This window comes from Mesorhizobium sp. B2-1-8 (genome assembly GCF_006442545.2).
Lineage (GTDB): Bacteria > Pseudomonadota > Alphaproteobacteria > Rhizobiales > Rhizobiaceae > Mesorhizobium.
Map to the genome: position 1 here is coordinate 2,678,024 of NZ_CP083952.1, position 17,604 is coordinate 2,695,627.

20 protein-coding genes are annotated in these 17,604 nt (G+C 63.2%); 10 read left to right on the forward strand and 10 right to left on the reverse strand.

All coding sequences use genetic code 11. The features are described 5' to 3' along the window. The first annotated feature begins 1 nt into the window (after window position 1). The 3 genes from FJ970_RS13095 to FJ970_RS13105 all read left to right on the forward strand — a co-directional run bounded on the left by FJ970_RS13095 (window position 2) and on the right by FJ970_RS13105 (window position 2,298). Complete coding sequence (locus FJ970_RS13095) at window positions 2-445, forward strand: DUF1801 domain-containing protein (protein WP_140763666.1); 444 nt, start codon at window positions 2-4, stop codon at window positions 443-445. A gap of 34 nt (window positions 446-479) precedes the next feature. After that, window positions 480-878 carry a DUF1801 domain-containing protein gene (locus FJ970_RS13100; protein ID WP_140763663.1) on the forward strand — a complete coding sequence of 133 codons (399 nt, stop codon included), beginning with the start codon at window positions 480-482 and terminating at the stop codon, window positions 876-878. A 325-nt stretch (window positions 879-1,203) separates the two neighbouring features. Then, window positions 1,204-2,298 (forward strand): acyltransferase family protein, encoded by a 1,095-nt coding sequence (locus FJ970_RS13105; RefSeq protein WP_140763660.1) that lies wholly within the window; start codon window positions 1,204-1,206, stop codon window positions 2,296-2,298. Window positions 2,299-2,335: 37 nt separating this feature from the next. On the opposite strand, the gene FJ970_RS13110 is transcribed toward FJ970_RS13105, so the two are convergent. The 5 genes from FJ970_RS13110 to FJ970_RS13130 form a co-directional block, all read right to left on the reverse strand. After that, the gene (locus FJ970_RS13110) at window positions 2,336-4,318 is read right to left on the reverse strand and encodes a glycoside hydrolase family 127 protein (protein ID WP_140763657.1); all 1,983 of its coding nucleotides are present in this window, start codon (window positions 4,316-4,318) and stop codon (window positions 2,336-2,338) included. A 21-nt stretch (window positions 4,319-4,339) separates the two neighbouring features. After that, entirely contained in the window at window positions 4,340-5,197 is an 858-nt protein-coding gene (locus FJ970_RS13115; protein WP_140763654.1) for a carbohydrate ABC transporter permease, read from the reverse strand. Beyond that, a complete protein-coding gene (locus FJ970_RS13120; RefSeq protein WP_140763651.1) occupies window positions 5,197-6,123 on the reverse strand; it encodes a carbohydrate ABC transporter permease in 927 nt (308 codons plus the stop codon). The genes FJ970_RS13115 and FJ970_RS13120 overlap by 1 nt, the downstream gene beginning before the upstream one ends. A gap of 276 nt (window positions 6,124-6,399) precedes the next feature. Beyond that, the gene (locus tag FJ970_RS13125) at window positions 6,400-7,647 is read right to left on the reverse strand and encodes an ABC transporter substrate-binding protein (RefSeq protein WP_140763648.1); all 1,248 of its coding nucleotides are present in this window, start codon (window positions 7,645-7,647) and stop codon (window positions 6,400-6,402) included. 74 nt (window positions 7,648-7,721) lie between these two features. Beyond that, window positions 7,722-8,765, reverse strand: coding sequence for a LacI family DNA-binding transcriptional regulator (locus FJ970_RS13130; RefSeq protein WP_140763645.1), 1,044 nt, complete (start codon window positions 8,763-8,765; stop codon window positions 7,722-7,724). Window positions 8,766-9,227: 462 nt separating this feature from the next. On the opposite strand from FJ970_RS13130, the gene FJ970_RS13135 reads away from it, so the two are divergent. Beyond that, window positions 9,228-10,289, forward strand: coding sequence for a diguanylate cyclase domain-containing protein (locus FJ970_RS13135; RefSeq protein ID WP_140763642.1), 1,062 nt, complete (start codon window positions 9,228-9,230; stop codon window positions 10,287-10,289). Window positions 10,290-10,343: 54 nt separating this feature from the next. Here the strand turns inward: FJ970_RS13135 and FJ970_RS13140 are convergent, their stop codons facing one another. Next, window positions 10,344-10,577: a hypothetical protein gene (locus FJ970_RS13140; RefSeq protein WP_140763639.1), complete on the reverse strand. Its 234-nt coding sequence runs from the start codon at window positions 10,575-10,577 to the stop codon at window positions 10,344-10,346. Between the two features lie 245 nt (window positions 10,578-10,822). Between FJ970_RS13140 and FJ970_RS13145 the strand changes: the two genes are divergently transcribed. From FJ970_RS13145 to FJ970_RS13165, 5 genes are all read left to right on the forward strand, one after another. After that, entirely contained in the window at window positions 10,823-11,137 is a 315-nt protein-coding gene (locus FJ970_RS13145; protein WP_140763636.1) for a co-chaperone GroES, read from the forward strand. A gap of 59 nt (window positions 11,138-11,196) precedes the next feature. Continuing rightward, complete coding sequence (groL, locus tag FJ970_RS13150; RefSeq protein WP_140763633.1) at window positions 11,197-12,825, forward strand: chaperonin GroEL; 1,629 nt, start codon at window positions 11,197-11,199, stop codon at window positions 12,823-12,825. Between the two features lie 148 nt (window positions 12,826-12,973). Beyond that, complete coding sequence (locus tag FJ970_RS13155; protein ID WP_181178777.1) at window positions 12,974-13,132, forward strand: hypothetical protein; 159 nt, start codon at window positions 12,974-12,976, stop codon at window positions 13,130-13,132. 280 nt (window positions 13,133-13,412) lie between these two features. Further along, window positions 13,413-13,727, forward strand: a complete 315-nt coding sequence (locus FJ970_RS13160; protein WP_140763630.1) for a GYD domain-containing protein — start codon at window positions 13,413-13,415, stop codon at window positions 13,725-13,727. A 182-nt stretch (window positions 13,728-13,909) separates the two neighbouring features. Then, complete coding sequence (locus FJ970_RS13165; protein WP_140763627.1) at window positions 13,910-14,407, forward strand: GAF domain-containing protein; 498 nt, start codon at window positions 13,910-13,912, stop codon at window positions 14,405-14,407. On the opposite strand, the gene FJ970_RS13170 is transcribed toward FJ970_RS13165, so the two are convergent. The 4 genes from FJ970_RS13170 to FJ970_RS13185 form a co-directional block, all read right to left on the reverse strand. Continuing rightward, a complete protein-coding gene (locus FJ970_RS13170; protein WP_140763624.1) occupies window positions 14,408-15,472 on the reverse strand; it encodes a YeiH family protein in 1,065 nt (354 codons plus the stop codon). Between the two features lie 194 nt (window positions 15,473-15,666). After that, complete coding sequence (locus FJ970_RS13175; RefSeq protein WP_318012957.1) at window positions 15,667-15,819, reverse strand: type II toxin-antitoxin system RelE/ParE family toxin; 153 nt, start codon at window positions 15,817-15,819, stop codon at window positions 15,667-15,669. Window positions 15,820-15,948: 129 nt separating this feature from the next. Further along, window positions 15,949-16,230 carry a type II toxin-antitoxin system ParD family antitoxin gene (locus tag FJ970_RS13180; RefSeq protein WP_140763622.1) on the reverse strand — a complete coding sequence of 94 codons (282 nt, stop codon included), beginning with the start codon at window positions 16,228-16,230 and terminating at the stop codon, window positions 15,949-15,951. Window positions 16,231-16,303: 73 nt separating this feature from the next. Further along, window positions 16,304-16,681 carry an ester cyclase gene (locus FJ970_RS13185; protein ID WP_181178776.1) on the reverse strand — a complete coding sequence of 126 codons (378 nt, stop codon included), beginning with the start codon at window positions 16,679-16,681 and terminating at the stop codon, window positions 16,304-16,306. A 435-nt stretch (window positions 16,682-17,116) separates the two neighbouring features. Between FJ970_RS13185 and FJ970_RS13190 the strand changes: the two genes are divergently transcribed. Then, on the forward strand, window positions 17,117-17,602 hold the full coding sequence (locus tag FJ970_RS13190) for a GNAT family N-acetyltransferase (protein WP_140763620.1): 486 nt from the start codon (window positions 17,117-17,119) through the stop codon (window positions 17,600-17,602). Window positions 17,603-17,604: the final 2 nt, after the last annotated feature.

A 17,604-nucleotide genomic window follows, 5' to 3' on the forward strand; every position in this document is an offset into this window, starting at 1 on the left:
TATGGCCAAGACCGAGCGGAAATCGAGCAAGCCCGCCAAGGCTGAGCCGAAGCTGCTTTCCGGCGGCAATCCGCAGATCGCCAAGGGCTATGGCGATGCACCGGTGCAGGCCTATATCGCGGCCATGCCGGGCTGGAAGCGCGAGGTCGGCCAACGCCTCGACGCGCTCATCGAGCGCGCCGTGCCCGGTGTCCACAAGGCGGTCAAATGGAACTCGCCCTTCTACGGCGTCGAAAGCGAGGGCTGGTTCCTCAACATCCATTGCTTCACCAAGTACATCAAGGTCGCTTTCTTCCGCGGCCAGTCGCTGGACCCGGTGCCTCCGGTCGCGTCCAAGAGCAAGGATATGCGCTATTTCCACATTCACGAGGACGATGCCTTCGATGAGGCGCAGTTCAGCGCCTGGGTGAAGCAGGCCAGCCAATTGCCTGGCGAGCGTATGTGAGTGCGCTATTTCTAGGGTTCGAAGGAGAAACGGTATGACGACCACGGAAACGCAGGACAGCAAATCTCCCTCCGAGCTGATCGACGGCAGGATCAGGGAATTGGGCGACTGGCGCGGCGAGATGTTGGGCCGGCTGCGCGCGCTGATCCATCAAGCCGATCCCGATGTGGTCGAGACGTGGAAATGGCGCGGCGTGCCGGTGTGGGAGGACGCCGGCATGATCTGCACCGGCGAGACCTACAAGGCCGTCGTCAAGCTGACCTTCGCCAAGGGGGCCGCGCTGCCCGATCCGGCAAGGCTGTTCAACTCCAGCCTCGAAGGCAACACGCGCCGCGCTATCGATTTCCAGAAAGGCGAAGAAGTCAATGAGGAAGCCTTCAAGGCGCTGGTACACGCCGCCGTGGCGCTGAACAAGTCGAAGGCGCGAAGGTAACCGCGTCAACAGTCGCCGTCGGCGCTGCCCCTCACTGTCCTGCCGGACATCTCTCCCCGTAAACGGGGCGAGAGAGGCTGGCTGCAACGCCGGCGCCTTTCTGCAACGCTGACGATTGTCGAAAGCAGTCGCGAAAGCGTTCCTCGCCCCGTTTACGGGGAGAGGATGCCGGCAGGCAGGTGAGGGGCAGCGCCGACGATGGAAATTGCAATCATTTCGTCGCGGCAAGAGGCCAGGCGCGTTTACGATCTGGGAAGCTTGATGGTGCTAGACATCGCCGGATGATGGCTGGCCAGCCGGGCCGGCCCGGTCTGGATTCGCCGCCATGAAAAGCCCGATGCGCATGCCGTGGGTGGATACGGCCAAAGGCCTCTCCATCATCCTCGTGGTCATGATGTACTCAGCCTACAACACCGGCGAGTACACGGGCGGCGTCGGCTTCCTCCACTACGTCATCGGCTTCGCGACGCCGTTTCGGATGCCCGAATTCTTCCTGATCTCGGGGCTTTTCCTGTCGCAGGTGATCGACCGGCCGTGGCGGCGCTATATCGACCGGCGCGTCGTCCATTATCTCTATTTCTACGTGCTGTGGGCGATCATCTCGATCGGGCTGAAGATCGGCATTTTCAGCCGGGATCCCGCCGGCATGCTGCACGACCTGGCAATGGCCGTCGTCCAGCCCTATGGCGTGTTGTGGTTCATCTACATGCTGGCGGTGTTCGGCCTTGCCGCGAAACTGCTGCGGCAGTTCGCCGTCCCTGCCTGGATCGTCATCCCGATCGCCGCCTGCCTGCAGATGTGGGCGCCCCATCCGGACAGCTATGCGGTCGAACAATTCGCGGCCTATTTCGTCTTTTTCTACGTCGGCTTCGTGATGGCGCCGCTGGTGTTCCGGCTCGTCGAATGGACGCAAGCCCGCCCGGCGCTGGCCGTTGCCGGGCTGCTGCTGTGGGCTGTTGTCAACGGCCTGCTGGTCTATTCGCCGGGTTATGCCATGCAGCCCGTCGGCATGCGGATGGGCTTGGCGGCATGGCCGCCGCTGCATCTGGTGCTGGCCGTCGCTGGAGCGGTGGCGCTTTGCGTGCTTGGCGGCTTCCTGTCGAAATTTCCCGCCATGGAATGGCTGCGCTGGCTCGGCGAACACTCACTGGTCGTCTATGTCGCCTTCACCATCCCGATGTCGCTGTTTCGCGGCGCGGCGCTGGCCAGCGGCCTGTTGACCGACACGGGCATGCTCAGCCTGGCAGTGCTGTTGGTCTCGATCATAAGCCCCGTCGTGCTCTACTTCATCGTCCAGCGCATTGGTTTCGGCATGTTCCTATTCGAACGGCCAGCCTGGGCGCATGTCGACAGGAGCGCCGCGCAAGCGGCGCCGAAAACGCCGCTGCCCGCGGCGGCTACCCAGTCAAGCCGGACATAACAGGGCCGCGAGAGGTTTGCGGGCCCCGCAACCAACCTCATCCATCCCGCAGCCAGACCAGCATCTCGCCGGGCTCGCGGTTATCCCAGGCGAAATAGGGGATGGCCGTCAGGCGCGTCTCGACCTTGGCCGGCGGTTCGGAACGATAGAGCCCGTCTTGCCAGCCGTCGCCGGCGTCGGCTTGTGCGACAGTTGAAAGCGTCACCACACCGCCGAGCAGGTCCGGTTCGTCATGGGCCTCTATGCCGGCCGTGCGCGGCAGGGTCAGGCGATGCAGGCTGGCGTCATTGTCTGATGCCTCGACGCAGTAGATCAGCGGCCCGCGCGACAGTGCGACGCGGCCGACATCCTGCCGGACCTCGGGATTGGCGTAGAGCCGCTCGATCGGCATTTCGAGATCGAGCCGGATACGATCGCCCTTTGTCCAGTTGCGCCGGATCGCGGCATATCCGTCGCTGGTGACTTCCTCGAGGTCGACCGTCTCGCCATTGACGGCGAGGCCGGCCTTGGAGCTCCAACCCGGCACCCGCAAATGCAGCGTGAACTCCACCGGCGATTGCGGCTCGACCGCGATCTCGACGGCACCATCCCAGGGATAGCGGCTCGCCTGCGTCAGCGTTACCGGCGTGCCCGACATGTCGAAGCGGGCGGTGGAGTCGCCATAGAGATGGACCGCAAGTGCATCGTCCGCCAGGCTGTAGAAATAGCTGCCGATCGAGGCCACCATGCGCCCGACATTGGGCGGGCAGCAAGGGCAGCGGTGCCATTTCCACCTGTTATGCTTGCCCCGGCTTTCCAGCGGGTTCTCGTAGAAGAACAGCGAGCCGTCGAGCGACAGGCCCGAGATCGAACCATTGTAGAGTGCGCGCTCCATCATGTCGGCGTAGCGGGCGTTGGGGCCCATGCCGAGCATGCGGCTCGCCCAGAACACCAGCCCGACCGACGCACAGGTCTCGGCGTAGGCGGTCTCGTTGGGCAGGTCGTAGTCGCTGGTGAAACCCTCATTGTGCGCCGACGGCCCGAGCCCGCCGGTGATGTAGAGGTTCTTGGTGGTGAGGTCGTCCCATAGCCGGTCGAGCGCTACCCGCAGCGTGTCGTCGCCATATTCGGTGGCGATGTCGGCCATGCCCGAATAGAGATACATGGCCCGCACCGCATGGCCGACGACCTTGTCCTGCTCGCGCACCTGGATGTGCGACTGGCTGTATTCGTAGGTCTTGAAATGATAGGCCTTCGGGTCGGCGCCGCGGGCGCGCGCCTCCTCGTCGAAATAATGCGGCTGCTGGCCGCGCTGGTCGATGAAGTATTTGGCCAGCTCCATGTACTTTTGTTCGCCGGTTACCCGCGCCAGCTTGACCAGCGCCAGCTCGATCTCCTCATGGCCGCAATAGCCCTTCTTCTTGCCGGGCTCGGGGCCCAGTACCGAGGCGATGTGGTCGGCGTAGCGGCACATGATGTCGAGCAGCTTGCGCTTGCCGGTCGCCTGGTAGTAGGCGACCGCGCCTTCGATCAGGTGGCCGGCGCAGTAGAGCTCGTGGCAATCGCGCAGATTGGTCCAGCGCTTGCCGGGCTGGATGCGTTGGTACCAGCTGGAGAGATAGCCGTCGTCCTGCTGCAGCCTGCCGTACATGTCGATGACGGCGTCGATCTTTTTCTCCAGTTCAGGGTTCTTGCGCCGGTAGAGCGAATAGGCCGCGGTCTCGATAGTCTTGCCGAGATCGGAATCCCAGAACATCTGCGTGGTCACGGTCGAACCGGTGAAGCCGGGGGAGGCGGCCTCGTCGGGCGAAGGCGAATGGAACGGAATGACGATGCCGGGCGAGGGGCGGTCGGGATCGATCTGCTCCAGCATGCGCGCCTCCACGCAGCGGTCGTAAAGGATGTCGGCGGTGCGCGTCGCCACCGCCTCGGCGCGGTCGCCCCAGAAGCCGTGCACGTCGACCTGCGGCACCGGCAGCGGGCGGAAGGCGAGCTTCGGCTTACCCGTTCTAGCCGTTTTTGCGGTTTGCGATCCGGTCATGAACTCACTCCATTCGATCTGCTATTTGACGGCCCCGGCCATCAGGCCGCGGATGTAGAAGCGCTGCAAAGCGAGGAACAGGATCAGGCACGGCACCATCATCACGGTGACGCCCGCCTGCACGGCGCCCCAGTCGATGGCGCCGAAGCGGCCCGACTGAAGCGCTGTCATCATCACCGGCAGCGTGAATTTGGATTGGTCGGTCATCAGCACCAGGGCCGCGAGGAATTCGTTCCAGGCGCCGAGGAAGGCAAACAGCGCAATGGTGACGACACCCGGCCAGACCAGCGGCAGCATGACCTTAATGAGCATGGTGGCGTTGCCGGCGCCGTCCATGCGCGCGGCCTCCTCGATCTCGCGCGGCACCGCGTCGAAGGCGTTGCGCATCATGAAGATCGAGAACGGCAGCTGCAGCGTCACGTAGACGCCGACCAGGCCGGTCAGCGTGTTGTGCAGGCCAAGCTTGGTCAGCACCAGGAAGATCGGCGTCAGGATCGACTGGAACGGGATCATGATCGTCGACAGGATGAGGACGAAGAACAGATCCTTCAGGGGAAACCGGAACCGCGAAAAACCGTAGCCGGCGAGCACGCTGACGATGACCGACAATATTACGGTCATCACCGAGACGTAGATGCTGTTCTGGGTCGAGACCCACAGCCCGTCGCCGAAGCTGTTCAACGTGGCGTAGTTTTCGAGCGAGAATCCCGTCGTCGGCCAGGGCGGCAGCGGTGGCAGGCGGGCCTCCTGCGCCGGCTTGAAGGCCGACAGCACCGTCCACACGATCGGCGCCACGAACAGCACCGAGGCAATGATGCCGGTGGAATGCCTGGCCAAGCGAGCCGCGAGCTTGCCTGTGTCTGACATCGCCTGCGCCATCAGTCGAGCCCCTCTGGCTTGCGCAGCAGCCAGAGCTGGACGAGGCTGAGCGTCACCAGGATCACCAGCAGCACCATCGAGAGTGCGGCGCCGTAACCGAGCTTGAACGACACGAAGGACTGGTTGAAGATCCAGTACACCGCCGTCAGCGTTTGGTTGCGCGGGCCGCCGCGCAGGATGATGTAGAACTGGTCGAAGGCCAGGATCGAACCGGCCACCGACAGGATCAGCGCCAGCGCCAGTGTGCGGCGCATCAGCGGCAGGGTGATTGCCCTGAACCGGGCGAACGGCCCGGCGCCGTCGATGACGGCGGCCTCCTGCAGGTCCTGCGGGATCGATTGCAGGCCGGTCATCAGGATGATCATGGTGAAGCCGGCGACCTTCCACACCACCATGGCGATGATCGACCAGAAGGCCGGCTGGAAGGTGGCGAGCAGGTTGAATTTCTTGTCGATCAGGCCGAGGTCGTAGGCGGCCGGGCTGAACAGGCCGGAATCGACGTTGAGCAGCCACGACCAAAGCAGGCTCGCCGAGGCAAAGCCGACCACCGCCGGCATGAAGAACATTGTGCGGTAGAGATTGGTGAACGGGCGCGGCCGCTCGATGAAGATCGCCAGCGGAAAGGCGACGGCGAAGATCGCGATGGTGACGACCACCGTGTAGTAGCCGGTGAATCTCAGCGCGTTCCAGAATCTGGTGTCGCGCAGGATCGCCCAGTAATTGCCGAGGCCGATGAAGGAGTGCTCGCCCATCAGCGGCCAGTTGTGCAGCGACATCCACGCCGTCATGCCGAGCGGAATGACGAAGAACACCATCACCAGCGCCACCGCCGGCGCGACATAGAGCAGGCCGATCCATTGCCGGCGCCCGGCACCGACGAGTTTGCGAGCGCGAGGCGGGGCGGTGGTTGCGGTGATGGTGGTCATGGTTGAGCGCTCGATGCTGTTAGGGCATCGGCCAAGTACCCCCTCACCCGGATTGCCAACCGAATTGCGAAGGGCAATTCGGGGCAATCCGACCTCTCCCCGAGGGGAGAGGAGGGCGCCGGCACGGGCGCCAGCCGCTTCTCCCCAGCGGGGAGAAGGTGGCCGCGTAGCGGCCGGATGAGAGGGTCTTGTCTCAACGCGATAGCCCTGTCGTTAGCGATGCAAATTCCCGGCCGCCCGCCCAGGGAGACAGGCGGGCGGCCGGACAGGCGCGCGCTACTTCTGCGGCGCCTGGTCGATGATCGACTGCATGGTTTCCTGTGCATTGGCGATCGCGCCGTCGACGTCGTCGCCGAAGAAGACCTCGTTGATCATCTGCGTCCACGGGCCATTGGCGGAGTTGATCAGGTCGTTGAACACCACGGAATAGGGCGTCTTGCCCTTGGCCATGGCTTCGGCGGCGATCTGGTAGCGCGGGTCGAGATCTTTGAGCGCTTCCTTGGCGATGTCGCCGCGCACCGGCAGGCTGCCGTATTTGGCGAGGATGGTCTGGCCTTCGAGCGAATAGGCGAAGTCCAGGAACTCCTTCACCACGGCCAGCTTCTTGGTGCCTTTGGTGACGACGAAATTGTCGCCGCCGGCAAAGGACGACCAGTTGCCATCCTTGCCCGGCAGGAAGGTGACGCCGTAGTCGACATTGGGATACTGCGTGTTGAGCGCGCCGATAGCGAAGGCGCCGGACGGCGAGATGCCGATATTGCCGGCGGCGAAGGCGGCAAAGAAATTGGCGCCGGTGTCGGTCTGGGCTCCCGCCGGCACCAGATCCTTCTTGACCATGGAGCGGTAGAGATCGATGGCGCCGCGCAGCTGCGGGCTGTCCAGCGTCGCCTTCGAGCCGTCCTCCGACAGGATGTCGCCGCCCGAGGCCCAGATCAGCGGCGTGAAGGTGAAGATGTTGCAGCCGCCGCAATTGCCGGAGAAATAAAAGCCCTTGATGTTGCCGCCAAGCGCGTTGACCTTCTCGGCGTCGGCTTCGATCTCGGCCCAGTTGGTGGGACCTTTCTCGGGGTCGAGGCCGGCCTGCTTGAACAGCTTCTTGTTCCAGATCAGCACCGAGGCGTCGGCCGAGAAGGGCAGGCCGTAAATATGGTCCTTGTAGGTGCCGGTCTTCACATGCGCCGGAGACAGGCTGGCGAAATAGGGCAGGGATTTCGCCCAGTCGGTGATGTCCTCCAGCTGGCCGGCGGCGGCGAAGGAGGGCGTGTAGATCAGGTCGAGCGACAACGCGTCGGGCGCCGTGCCGCCGGCGGCGGCCGCACCATATTTCGGGATGATCTCGGCATTGGGGATGATGTCGAGCTTGACCTGGTCCTTGTTCGCCTTGTTGAAGGCGTCGACGATCTTCGGCATGAAGTTCGAGCCGTCGGCACGTACCCAGATGTTGGCGGTCTCGGCGGCGGCAAATTGCAGGCCGCAGCCCAGAGCGGCAGCCGTCAGGGCCAGTTTGGCAATCAAAGTCCTCATGTTCTCCTCCTCCACATTGGCCGCGATGCGCGGCTTGCCGCCAATCGCGGCGTTTCGTTCTTCAGCCGTCTTTCTCAGCCATTTGACAGGCGGCCGCAGGACTGCCGCACCACCAGCCGGCACGGCAGTTTTCGAATGCCCGGCGTGGCGGGCTTGCCGCCAACCTGGGAAAGCAGGGTCAGCCCGGCCTCGCGTCCAAGCGCTGCCAGGTTCATGTCGATGGAGGTCAGCGGCGGGCGGGTCGCCTCGGCCACGATCTCCCAATTGTCGAAGCCGATGACGCCGACATCATTGGGCACGCCGAGGCCTCGTTCGCGCAGAGCATCGATGACGCCGCGCGCGATCTGATCGTTGCCGCAGAAGACAGCGTCCGGTTTTTCGCCGTTGGTGTCGAACAGTTTTGCCACGGCCTCATGTCCCCAGGCTTCCGACCAGGCGCCGAGCAGCGGCTCGATGGCAGGCAGGCCGTTTTCGGTCAGCGCGGCGCGATAGGCCTGCGCCCGTTCGTGCACCACGGCAAAGCTCGCCGGGCCGGTGACATGGGCGATGCGCTTGCGGCCGAGCCGGCAGAAATGCTCGATCGCCAGCCGCGCGCCACCGGCATCGTCGGAAACGAAGGCGACGGCGTCGGGATCGGGCTGGGTGAAGGCATAGATCACCGGGACATGCAGATTGGACAGGTCGACCGGCAAATGGCGGTCGATGCGCTTGCCGGTGGCGATGATGCCGTCGACGCGCTTGTCGAGCATGGCCTCGACATGAAGCTGGCCGAGGCGCGGATCCTCCTCGACATTGCACAGGAACACCGAGACGCCGGCATCGACCAGCGCGTCAGATATGCCCGACATCAGCGGCAGCGAGAAACGGCCATAGGTATCGTTGGTGAGCAGGCCGACGGTGAAGGAGCGCCGCCTCAGCAGGCTCTGCGCCAGGCTGTTGGGACGAAACCCCAGGCTGCGCGCCGTGTCGCGGATGCGCTCGCGGGTCTCGGCGGTCATCCGCCCCTGGTCGTTGAGCGCCTTCGAGGCGGTGGCGACGCTGACGCCGGCCCGGGCGGCCACGTCACGCAAGGTGACGGGCTTGGGAAAGACCGGAACTGGCTGATCGTCCGATGCCATCGCGGCGAGAATCCTTAGTTGGGAAAAGGTTTTCCCTTACCGGTCGGAATAAAGCCCGGCCAACGGCCGAGCTTGATCGGGAACATCTGGAAAAACCTTTTCTCAAATCAAGGCTAGGCCAGATTGGGTGTGGGTTCAAGGGGAAAAGTGTTGGATAAGCTCCTCCATTCCACCACGCCATTCCGAGCGGTGGCGCTGCCCCTCTCCCTGCCGGGCACTTCTCCCCGTACGGTGACGGGGAGAAGGGGCGGCCGCGACCTCGGCGCCCTCTTTTGCAACGTTGGCGATTGGCGAAGCCATCAATAAGCGCCCCTCTCCCCGTCCCTATACGGGGAGAGGATGCCGGCAGGCAGATGAGGGGCGGCGCCGACTTCGACAATCGATTCCATCAAAACCAGGCCTGCCGTCAGCGAAGTTTTAAGGGCTGTTGCGCCATGGTGGTCGCCCGCCAGGAGGTCCTCCATGCCCGATACATCCTGCATTCCGAAAGACCCGGCCTCGCTACCCGGCAAGCGGATGGGGCAAGGCAGCGCCGACGAACGGCGCCACGATGCCGCGACCATCGCCAGGCTCGAGGCGGAACTTGCCGCGCAGGCGGCGCTGATCGCCAGTCAGGATGTTTCGCTTGCCCACAGCCGCAAGATCTTCGACCGGGCGTCGGCCGCGGCGCGCATCGGCGTGTGGGAATGCAGCCTGCCCGACGAGCGACTTACCTGGACCGATGTGGTCTACGACCTGTTCGACTTGCCGCGCGGCTCGGTGCTCGACCGCGGCGAGATCATCAAGTGCTATCCGGCTGAATCGCGCAAGGCACTGGATAGTCTGCGCGGCCGTGCCATCGCCGAGCGCAGCGGCTTCACCCTCGATGCCGAGATCACGACCGTGGCCGGCCATTGGCGCTGGATCCGCATCACCGCCACCGTCGAGTGCGAGGCTGATGTGCCCGTGCGCATCTTCGGCATGAAGCAGGACATCTCCGAGGAAAAAATCCTTTCGGACCGGATGCGCTATCTGGCCGAATTCGACGCCATGACCGGGCTTGCCAACCGCGCTCGCTTCCAGGCGCGGCTCGGGCATGCGGAGGAGGGCCGACCCGTCGGCGCGCTCCTTTTGATCGACCTCGACGGCTTCAAGGCCGTCAACGACACCTTCGGCCATGTCGTCGGCGACGAGTGCCTGAAGGCGGCGGCAGAACGCCTTGCCGGCGGTTGCGGCGAGGCGGAGCTGGTGGCGCGCGTCGGCGGCGACGAGTTCGCGGTGCTGCTTGGGCCGCATCTCGATCGAGCCGCCGTCTCAGGCATGGCGCGCCACCTCATCGAGGCGATGGCCAAGCCGCTTCCCGTCCGTGGCCAGTCGCTCAGATTGGGCGCCTCGGTCGGCATTGCCTTCGCCGAGGCCGGTCAGCCCTGCGACCTGTTCATGCAGGCCGACACCGCGCTCTATGCCGCCAAGGCCGCAGGCCGCAACACGTTCCGCATCTTCAAGGCCGAGGGGCAAGTGAAAGGGCGCAGCGCCGCGGCATGAGGGCTGAACGCTCTTTGCCCGCGCGAGCGAAACCGCCGCACCTTCCTGGAATTTCTAGGCCTTCTTTACCGCCCGTTTCTTCTTCGGTGTCGGGTTCTGGGCTTCCGCCATGCGGTCGGCTTCTTCCTTGGCCAGCCGCAGCTCTCTCAGCCGTTTCGTCTTGATCTCCCTGGCCCGCGCCTCGGACATGTATTCAGCGGTTGCCTTGTTGTGCTCGGCCGTCTTCTTCTGCTTGTCGACAAAGCGGGCTTGGGCTTTTTCCATCAGAGTGTGATTGCCATCGGCCATCGAACAAATCTCCTTCATGCTGAAATCGTGAAAACGAACTTGTCAGATAAATAGGGGCTCGGCAGGAAAAATTCAATCTTTCGAATTATTTGGGCCCTTGCCGGCGTGGAGAAACCGAGCGCTGAAATAATACTTCTAATATTTAATTCGTCTCACGATAAATTTTGGCACTCCTATCTATCGAGTGCCAAACCGCCTATAGGAGAGGGCGCGGTCGCCTATGCCGGCCCCAGAAAGAAGTTCTCATGAAGTTCCGTCCACTCCACGACCGCGTCGTCATCCGGCGCGCCGAAGGCGATACTAAATCCAAGGGCGGCATTATCATTCCCGACAATGCCAAGGAAAAGCCGCAGGAAGGCGAAGTCATTGCCGTCGGTCCGGGGGCACGCGACGAAAAGGGCGCGCTCGTTCCGCTCGACGTCAAGGCCGGCGACTTGGTTCTGTTCGGCAAATGGTCGGGGACGGAGGTCAGGATCGACGGCGAAGACCTGCTGATCATGAAGGAAGCCGACATTATGGGCGTCATCGAAAGGGCTGTCGAAGCCAAGAAGGCCGCCTGACTGGAGCGCCGCGCGTTCGGCGCGGCGACTGGCCCCCTCAAACTCGAACGGAAAAAATCATGTCTGCCAAGGAAATCAAATTCTCCACCGATGCGCGTGACCGCATGCTCTGCGGCGTCGAAATCCTCACCAATGCGGTGAAGGTGACTCTGGGTCCCAAGGGTCGCAACGTCATCATCGACAAGGCTTATGGCGCCCCACGCGTCACCAAGGACGGCGTCGCCGTTGCCAAGGAAATCGAGCTTGCGGACAAGTTCGAGAACATGGGCGCGCAGATGGTGCGCGAAGTGGCCTCGAAGACCAATGACCTCGCTGGTGACGGCACCACGACAGCCACGGTGCTGGCCGCTTCGATCCTGCGCGAAGGCGCCAAGCTGGTCGCCGCCGGCATGAACCCGATGGATTTGAAACGCGGCATCGACCAGGCCGTCGCCGCCGTCGTCGGGGAAATCAAGGCGAAGGCCAAGAAGGTCAAGTCGTCGGCCGAGATCGCGCAGGTCGGCACCATTGCCGCCAATGGCGACGCCAGCGTCGGCGAAATGATCGCCAAGGCGATGAACAAGGTCGGCAATGACGGCGTCATCACCGTCGAGGAAGCCAAGACCGCCGACACCGAACTCGACGTCGTCGAAGGCATGCAGTTCGACCGCGGCTATCTCAGCCCCTACTTCGTCACCAATGCCGACAAGATGCGCGCTGAACTCGAGGACCCCTATATCCTCATCCACGAGAAAAAACTCGGCAATCTGCAGGCGATGCTGCCCATCCTCGAAGCGGTGGTGCAGGGCGGCAGGCCGCTGCTGATCATTGCCGAGGACGTCGAAGGCGAGGCCCTCGCTACCCTGGTCGTGAACAAGCTGCGCGGCGGCCTCAGGGTCGCGGCCGTCAAGGCACCGGGCTTCGGCGACCGTCGCAAGGCGATGCTGGAAGACATCGCGGTGCTCACATCGGGCCAGATGATTTCCGAGGATCTCGGCATCAAGCTTGAAAACGTCACCATCGAGATGCTCGGCCGCGCCAAGCGCGTGCTGATCGACAAGGATACCACCACGATCATCGACGGCGCGGGCACCAAGGCGACCATCCAGGCGCGCGTCGCCCAGATCAAGGGCCAGATCGAGGAGACGACCTCGGACTACGACAAGGAAAAGCTCCAGGAGCGGCTGGCAAAGCTGTCAGGCGGCGTTGCCGTCATCCGCGTCGGCGGCGCCACCGAGTCGGAAGTGAAGGAAAAGAAGGACCGCATCGACGACGCGCTGAACGCCACGCGTGCGGCGGTCGAGGAAGGCATCGTGCCAGGCGGCGGCGTCGCCCTGCTTCGTGCCCGGTCGGCGCTATCAGGCCTGAACGGCGCCAATGCCGATGTCACCGCCGGCATTTCCATCGTGCTTCGCGCGCTTGAGGCGCCGATCCGCCAGATCGCCGAGAATTCCGGCGTCGAGGGCTCGATCGTCGTCGGCAAGCTCGCCGACAGCAAGGACCACAATCAGGGCTTCGACGCCCAGAACGAGGTCTATGTCGACATGATCAAGGCTGGGATCGTCGACCCGGCGAAGGTGGTGCGCACGGCATTGCAGGACGCCGGCTCGATCGCGGCCTTGCTGATCACCGCCGAAGCGATGATCACCGACATCCCGCCGAAGGATGCGGCACCGGCGGGTGGTGGTGGTGGCATGGGCGGCTACTAAGGATTCAGTCGACCTGCGGGGGTGGCTTCATCGAAGCCGCTTTCCAGGCCTGCCTCAATCCGGCGGCGCCGGCTGCTCACTGAAGCTCGATATTGCCGCCGGGGGATTTTCTCCCGGCGCGCAGGCCTCTAGCCCAGGAGATCGATCCATGATCGTGGTCGCGCAGAAGCCAGAGACGGTCGTCACGACCGAGACGACCAAGGAAAGCCGCTTCGACCGCATCCGCAGGATTGCCGCCGACAAGCATAAGAAGTCCGATTCAGATGCGGCAACGCCACAAAAGGGCGAACCCAAGCGCCCGATGTAAGGCCGCGCCGCTACTGGCCGTTCAACCTCAGACCACATCGCGCGTCAACGGCGCGAGCTCGATGCGGTTGGCCGAGCGTGGTCCAGCCAGACAATCCTGTCGGCAGCGTCGGAGTGTCCGGTATTGTCATTATATTAGCTTGAGAGCATATTTGTCCGGCAGCGAGCCCTTGGCCGCCGACGCGTCCCGGGGGCGCCTGCGATTGTTCCGAAAAATAAATCACTCCGTGCCGCTCGAATTATGGAGCAGCACGAGACAATGACATTTGGAGGAAATACCCATGAAAGTGATTATCTTGGCAAACTATGCGCCTCATGCCGCCAAAGGATTGATGCAGGGCTCGGACAGGCAGGCTGCGGTCAAGGCGCTTTTTGAAAGCGTTGGCGGCAAGGTGAGCAGCGTGATGTTCACGCGCGGCATCTATGACGTCGTTGTCAATGGCGAGGTGCCGGACCAGTCAGCGGGGATTGGCATGTCCCTTGCCGTGCGAGCGAGCGGCTCGCTGACCGAGATGGTTGTACTGGAAGAACTCGATATGAAGGCAGTGCTCGCGGCCGCCAAAAAGGCTGCGGGCGCGTACAAACCCGCCGGCTGACGAACTTGCCTTCTTGATCAAGGCAGCACGGTTCGATGGACGTGCCGTGCTGCCGAGTGTCCGACTAGGCATCTTCTTCCGACTTTCGCGGCGACTGGAATTCAAGCTAGTATCGTCGGGTGGTCGTTTGGTGCAGGGAGCTTGCGGAAACGGAACCGCGATTCTCAGTTCGGAGACAAGTCATGTTTGCCGCCAAGGCCATCGATACCTCGGACAAGGTCGCATTCTATCGCGACCTCGCCGCGCAACTGAAGGCATTGCTGGAGGGCGAGGGCGATTCCATCGCCAATGCCGCCAACACCTCGGCACTGATCTTCCAGATGGTGCCCGACCTCAACTGGGCTGGCTTCTACTTCCTGGCATCGGACGAGGAACTGGTGCTCGGACCCTTCCAAGGCAAGCCGGCCTGCGTGCGCATCGCTGTCGGCAACGGCGTGTGCGGAACGGCGGTCGAGCTCGGCACCTCGATGCTGATCAAGGACGTGCATGATTTCCCCGGCCACATCGCCTGCGACGCCGCCTCGCGCTCCGAGCTAGTGGTGCTGCTGGAAGACGAGGAGGGCGTCTTCGGCGTGCTCGACCTCGACAGTCCGACGCCCGGCCGTTTCGACAGTGCCGACCAGGCCGGCATCGAGGCGCTGGCGGCGATCTATGTCGCGGCGAGTTCGTTTGTGGATTGATTAGCCTGAGACCTTCACCAGCATCAGGCTGAAGCAGCCGATGAACAGGAAGGCGCAGAAGGCGAGCGCCAGCGGGCGCAGGCCGCGCGAGCGCAGCTGCGAGATGTCGGCCTGAAGGCCCATGGCGGCCAGTCCCATGGTGAGCATGATGGTGGTGGCGATCGCCATTGCCTGCTTCACCTCAGCCGGCATCGCGACCAGGCTGTTCAGCGCCACGACGGCGACGAAAGCGGCGACGAACCATGGCATGGGCGGGCGTGCCGCCGACTGGTCGCTGCTCCCGCGGCGCGCCGCCAGGCCGAGCGCGATGACCATCGGCGCCAGCATGGCGACGCGGGTCAGCTTGGCCACCGTGGCGATCTCGCCGGACTGGGTGCCGTTCTGGAAACCGGCGCCGATGACCTGCGCCACCTCATGGATCGAAGCGCCCGCCCACAGGCCGAACGCATGCTGGTCGAGGCCGAGCATCGGCGCCAGCAGCGGAAAGCCGAGCATGGCGACGGTGCCGAACAAAGTAATCGAGGCGACGGCGTAGGTGACGTCCTCGTCGCGCGCATCGGTGACGATGTTGGTGGCCACGATCGCCGAGGCGCCGCAGATCGAGGTGCCGGCGGCGATCAGCCGCGCCAGCTTGGCGTCGACGCCGATCAGCCGGCCGAGCGTGATGGTGAGGAGGAAGGTGGCGCCAAGGGTCAGCGCCACGATGCCGACGCCGCTAGCGCCGATGGAGACGACCTGGCTAAGCGTCAGCTGGAAACCGAGCAGCACGATGGCGAAGCGCAAAAGGCGCTTTTGCGAGAAGGCGATGCCGGCCTTGGCGTGCGCCGGCGTGCCGAGCACGTTGGAATAGATCATGCCGGCGACGACGGCCAGGATCATGGGGCTGAACAAGGCGAAGCCGGAGACATTGCGGGCGGAGAAGGCGACGGCGGTGATCATCGCCACCAGCACGATGCCGGGGATGATGCCGTTCCAAAGGGAATCGACGCGCTTGCGGCCTGCGACCAGATCGGTGGAAATCCTGCTTTTCGGAATATCGTTCGCAATGCGGGTCAGGGAAGACAATGCAATTCTCCAGGCGGGTATGCTGGGGAAATGCCATTTCACAATCGATCTTTCCAACGAATTATTCTAGTTAGAATGATCGAATTTTTCGAACGATCGCGCTCAAAAAAACGGCCTCAAGAACGCGTGCGCGCATTGCTGGTGCCTTGGCGATCATACAAGCGCACCGAACTGCGAGGACGCAAGCCGTCGGGCTACAACAATTCCTGCCACCGCCGTGCGCCATGAATAACACGCACGATCTCCGCACCGTCGTCCGTTTGGCGATAGAGGATCAAGTAGTTTCCCGCGGGGAACGTGCGCAAGCCTGCTCGCACTTCCGGCCGGGCAATGCCCATGCCCGGCATGTCGGCGATGCGTTCGCAATGGGCATGGATTTCGTCATACCAAACGCAATGCCGCCGAGGGACTGTCCTCGGCTATATAAAGCGCGATGGCTTCGATATCAGCTTCGGCCTCCGGTCTTAGGCGCAGCGTCATCGCGATGTGCGCTCGGCAATCCTCGCATCAAGCTTGCCTTTGATCCGGGCGAAGGCATCCCGTCCATCTACGGGATCGCCGCTTGCCATGCCTTCGTCCCATAGGCGGCCTAACTCGTCGATGGCTTGGTCGCGTTGCACCCGACGAAACTTCCACTCGCGCAAGGCCTCGCGCATGACTTCGCTCGCCAAAGCGTATTCGCCCGCCGCAACGACCTCGCGCATCATGGTTGCCATTTCGGGCGTGAGGGCAACGCTCACTTTCTCGACATTCGCCATCGGCGGCTACTCCTATCTGGACAAAGTAGGCAAGTTTACCACCGGCTGCAAAGAGGATAGGTGGCGCATGACATCAAAGCTGCGCCTCGATCGCCGCCTTGTCGATCACGGACCAGACGTTCCTGATCCTGTCGTTCAGAAACTCGTAGAAGACGTTCTCGCTGAAGGAGACTTTCCTGCCGTTGACGAGCAGTCCGAGGAAAGTTCCCTTGGGCGTGCAATTGAACTGGAGGCGGCTCGCTATGAACGGTGGGTCTGAGATCAACAGCTGGACATCGAAATAGAGGTCCGGGATTTCGCGAAAATCCCGTTCCAGCATGTCGCGATAGCCCGACAGTCCAACCCGGTCGCCATTATAATGCACCTCGTCATGGACGAAGCGATGCAGCCTTTGCCAATCCTGATTGTTGAGGCAGTCGATATAGCCTCGATAGAGATCGGTTTCGGTCACGGCGATGGCTCCGTTGGTAGAACGCCCGATCGGGAAGATAGAACGGCCACGGATACAATCCAGCCGCTTTACCCGCGATATCGCAAGGCATCGACCAGCGTCGGGAGGGCCGGCGTCGCTGCCGGCCCGATATCGATGCAAATCGGCTTCACAAGAAGCTGGGCTTCAGCCTGCTTTGACCATGCCTTGCCAAAGCGCTGCCGATAGTTGGCCTAACGATCGGCCTGGACCGTGCCTTGACGCATGGCAGTTGCTGCCCCAGCCTGCCGCCATGTTCGTTCTCGCGCCCGCCGACACCAAGCGACGCCGCCCCCGCACAATGCGGAAGGGCACGCTGGTTGCGCGACGAGGAAGATCGGCTTTATAGATCCGCTTCGTTTCCCCAGCCCGCCCGCGAATAACGCCGGCGGGTTTTTTCATGCCTGGAGCCTTCTGATGATTGTCAATTCTTCCATCCGGTTTCGGCCGGCCGAACCTGCTGACGCCGCAGCGATCCGCGACATAGTCCGTGCCGCCTATGCCAGATGGGTGCCGGTGATCGGCCGCGAGCCGCTGCCGATGCGCGCCGATTACGACAAGGCCATCGCCGAACACCAGATCGAGCTCGCCGTCGCGGAGGACCGCATCGTCGGCATGATCGAGACCATGCTGGAGGACGGTCACCTCTGGATCGAGAATGTCTGCGTCGCGCCGGAGGCGCACGGCAGGGGCATCGGCCGGCTGCTGCTGGAGCGTGCGGAAACCAAGGCGCGCGAGGCAGGACGCCCGGAGCTCCGCCTGTTGACCAACGGCGCCTTCGAAGCCAATGTGTCGCTCTATCGCAAGCTTGGCTATACGATCGATCGGGAGGAGCCGTTCATGAACGGAACGACGGTCTATATGAGCAAGCGGCCAGTTGGATGCCCACCAATCGGAGCGTGAGC

What these genes read in the sequence shown, in the direction of transcription:
- FJ970_RS13095 (WP_140763666.1), top strand. Translation starts at nt 2, where the DNA reads ATGGCCAAGACCGAGCGGAAATCGAGCAAGCCCGCCAAGGCTGAGCCG.
- FJ970_RS13100 (WP_140763663.1), top strand. Translation starts at nt 480, where the DNA reads ATGACGACCACGGAAACGCAGGACAGCAAATCTCCCTCCGAGCTGATC.
- FJ970_RS13105 (WP_140763660.1), top strand. Translation starts at nt 1,204, where the DNA reads ATGAAAAGCCCGATGCGCATGCCGTGGGTGGATACGGCCAAAGGCCTC.
- FJ970_RS13110 (WP_140763657.1), bottom strand. Translation starts at nt 4,318, where the DNA reads ATGACCGGATCGCAAACCGCAAAAACGGCTAGAACGGGTAAGCCGAAG.
- FJ970_RS13115 (WP_140763654.1), bottom strand. Translation starts at nt 5,197, where the DNA reads ATGGCGCAGGCGATGTCAGACACAGGCAAGCTCGCGGCTCGCTTGGCC.
- FJ970_RS13120 (WP_140763651.1), bottom strand. Translation starts at nt 6,123, where the DNA reads ATGACCACCATCACCGCAACCACCGCCCCGCCTCGCGCTCGCAAACTC.
- FJ970_RS13125 (WP_140763648.1), bottom strand. Translation starts at nt 7,647, where the DNA reads ATGAGGACTTTGATTGCCAAACTGGCCCTGACGGCTGCCGCTCTGGGC.
- FJ970_RS13130 (WP_140763645.1), bottom strand. Translation starts at nt 8,765, where the DNA reads ATGGCATCGGACGATCAGCCAGTTCCGGTCTTTCCCAAGCCCGTCACC.
- FJ970_RS13135 (WP_140763642.1), top strand. Translation starts at nt 9,228, where the DNA reads ATGCCCGATACATCCTGCATTCCGAAAGACCCGGCCTCGCTACCCGGC.
- FJ970_RS13140 (WP_140763639.1), bottom strand. Translation starts at nt 10,577, where the DNA reads ATGGCCGATGGCAATCACACTCTGATGGAAAAAGCCCAAGCCCGCTTT.
- FJ970_RS13145 (WP_140763636.1), top strand. Translation starts at nt 10,823, where the DNA reads ATGAAGTTCCGTCCACTCCACGACCGCGTCGTCATCCGGCGCGCCGAA.
- groL (WP_140763633.1), top strand. Translation starts at nt 11,197, where the DNA reads ATGTCTGCCAAGGAAATCAAATTCTCCACCGATGCGCGTGACCGCATG.
- FJ970_RS13155 (WP_181178777.1), top strand. Translation starts at nt 12,974, where the DNA reads ATGATCGTGGTCGCGCAGAAGCCAGAGACGGTCGTCACGACCGAGACG.
- FJ970_RS13160 (WP_140763630.1), top strand. Translation starts at nt 13,413, where the DNA reads ATGAAAGTGATTATCTTGGCAAACTATGCGCCTCATGCCGCCAAAGGA.
- FJ970_RS13165 (WP_140763627.1), top strand. Translation starts at nt 13,910, where the DNA reads ATGTTTGCCGCCAAGGCCATCGATACCTCGGACAAGGTCGCATTCTAT.
- FJ970_RS13175 (WP_318012957.1), bottom strand. Translation starts at nt 15,819, where the DNA reads ATGCCGGGCATGGGCATTGCCCGGCCGGAAGTGCGAGCAGGCTTGCGC.
- FJ970_RS13180 (WP_140763622.1), bottom strand. Translation starts at nt 16,230, where the DNA reads ATGGCGAATGTCGAGAAAGTGAGCGTTGCCCTCACGCCCGAAATGGCA.
- FJ970_RS13190 (WP_140763620.1), top strand. Translation starts at nt 17,117, where the DNA reads ATGATTGTCAATTCTTCCATCCGGTTTCGGCCGGCCGAACCTGCTGAC.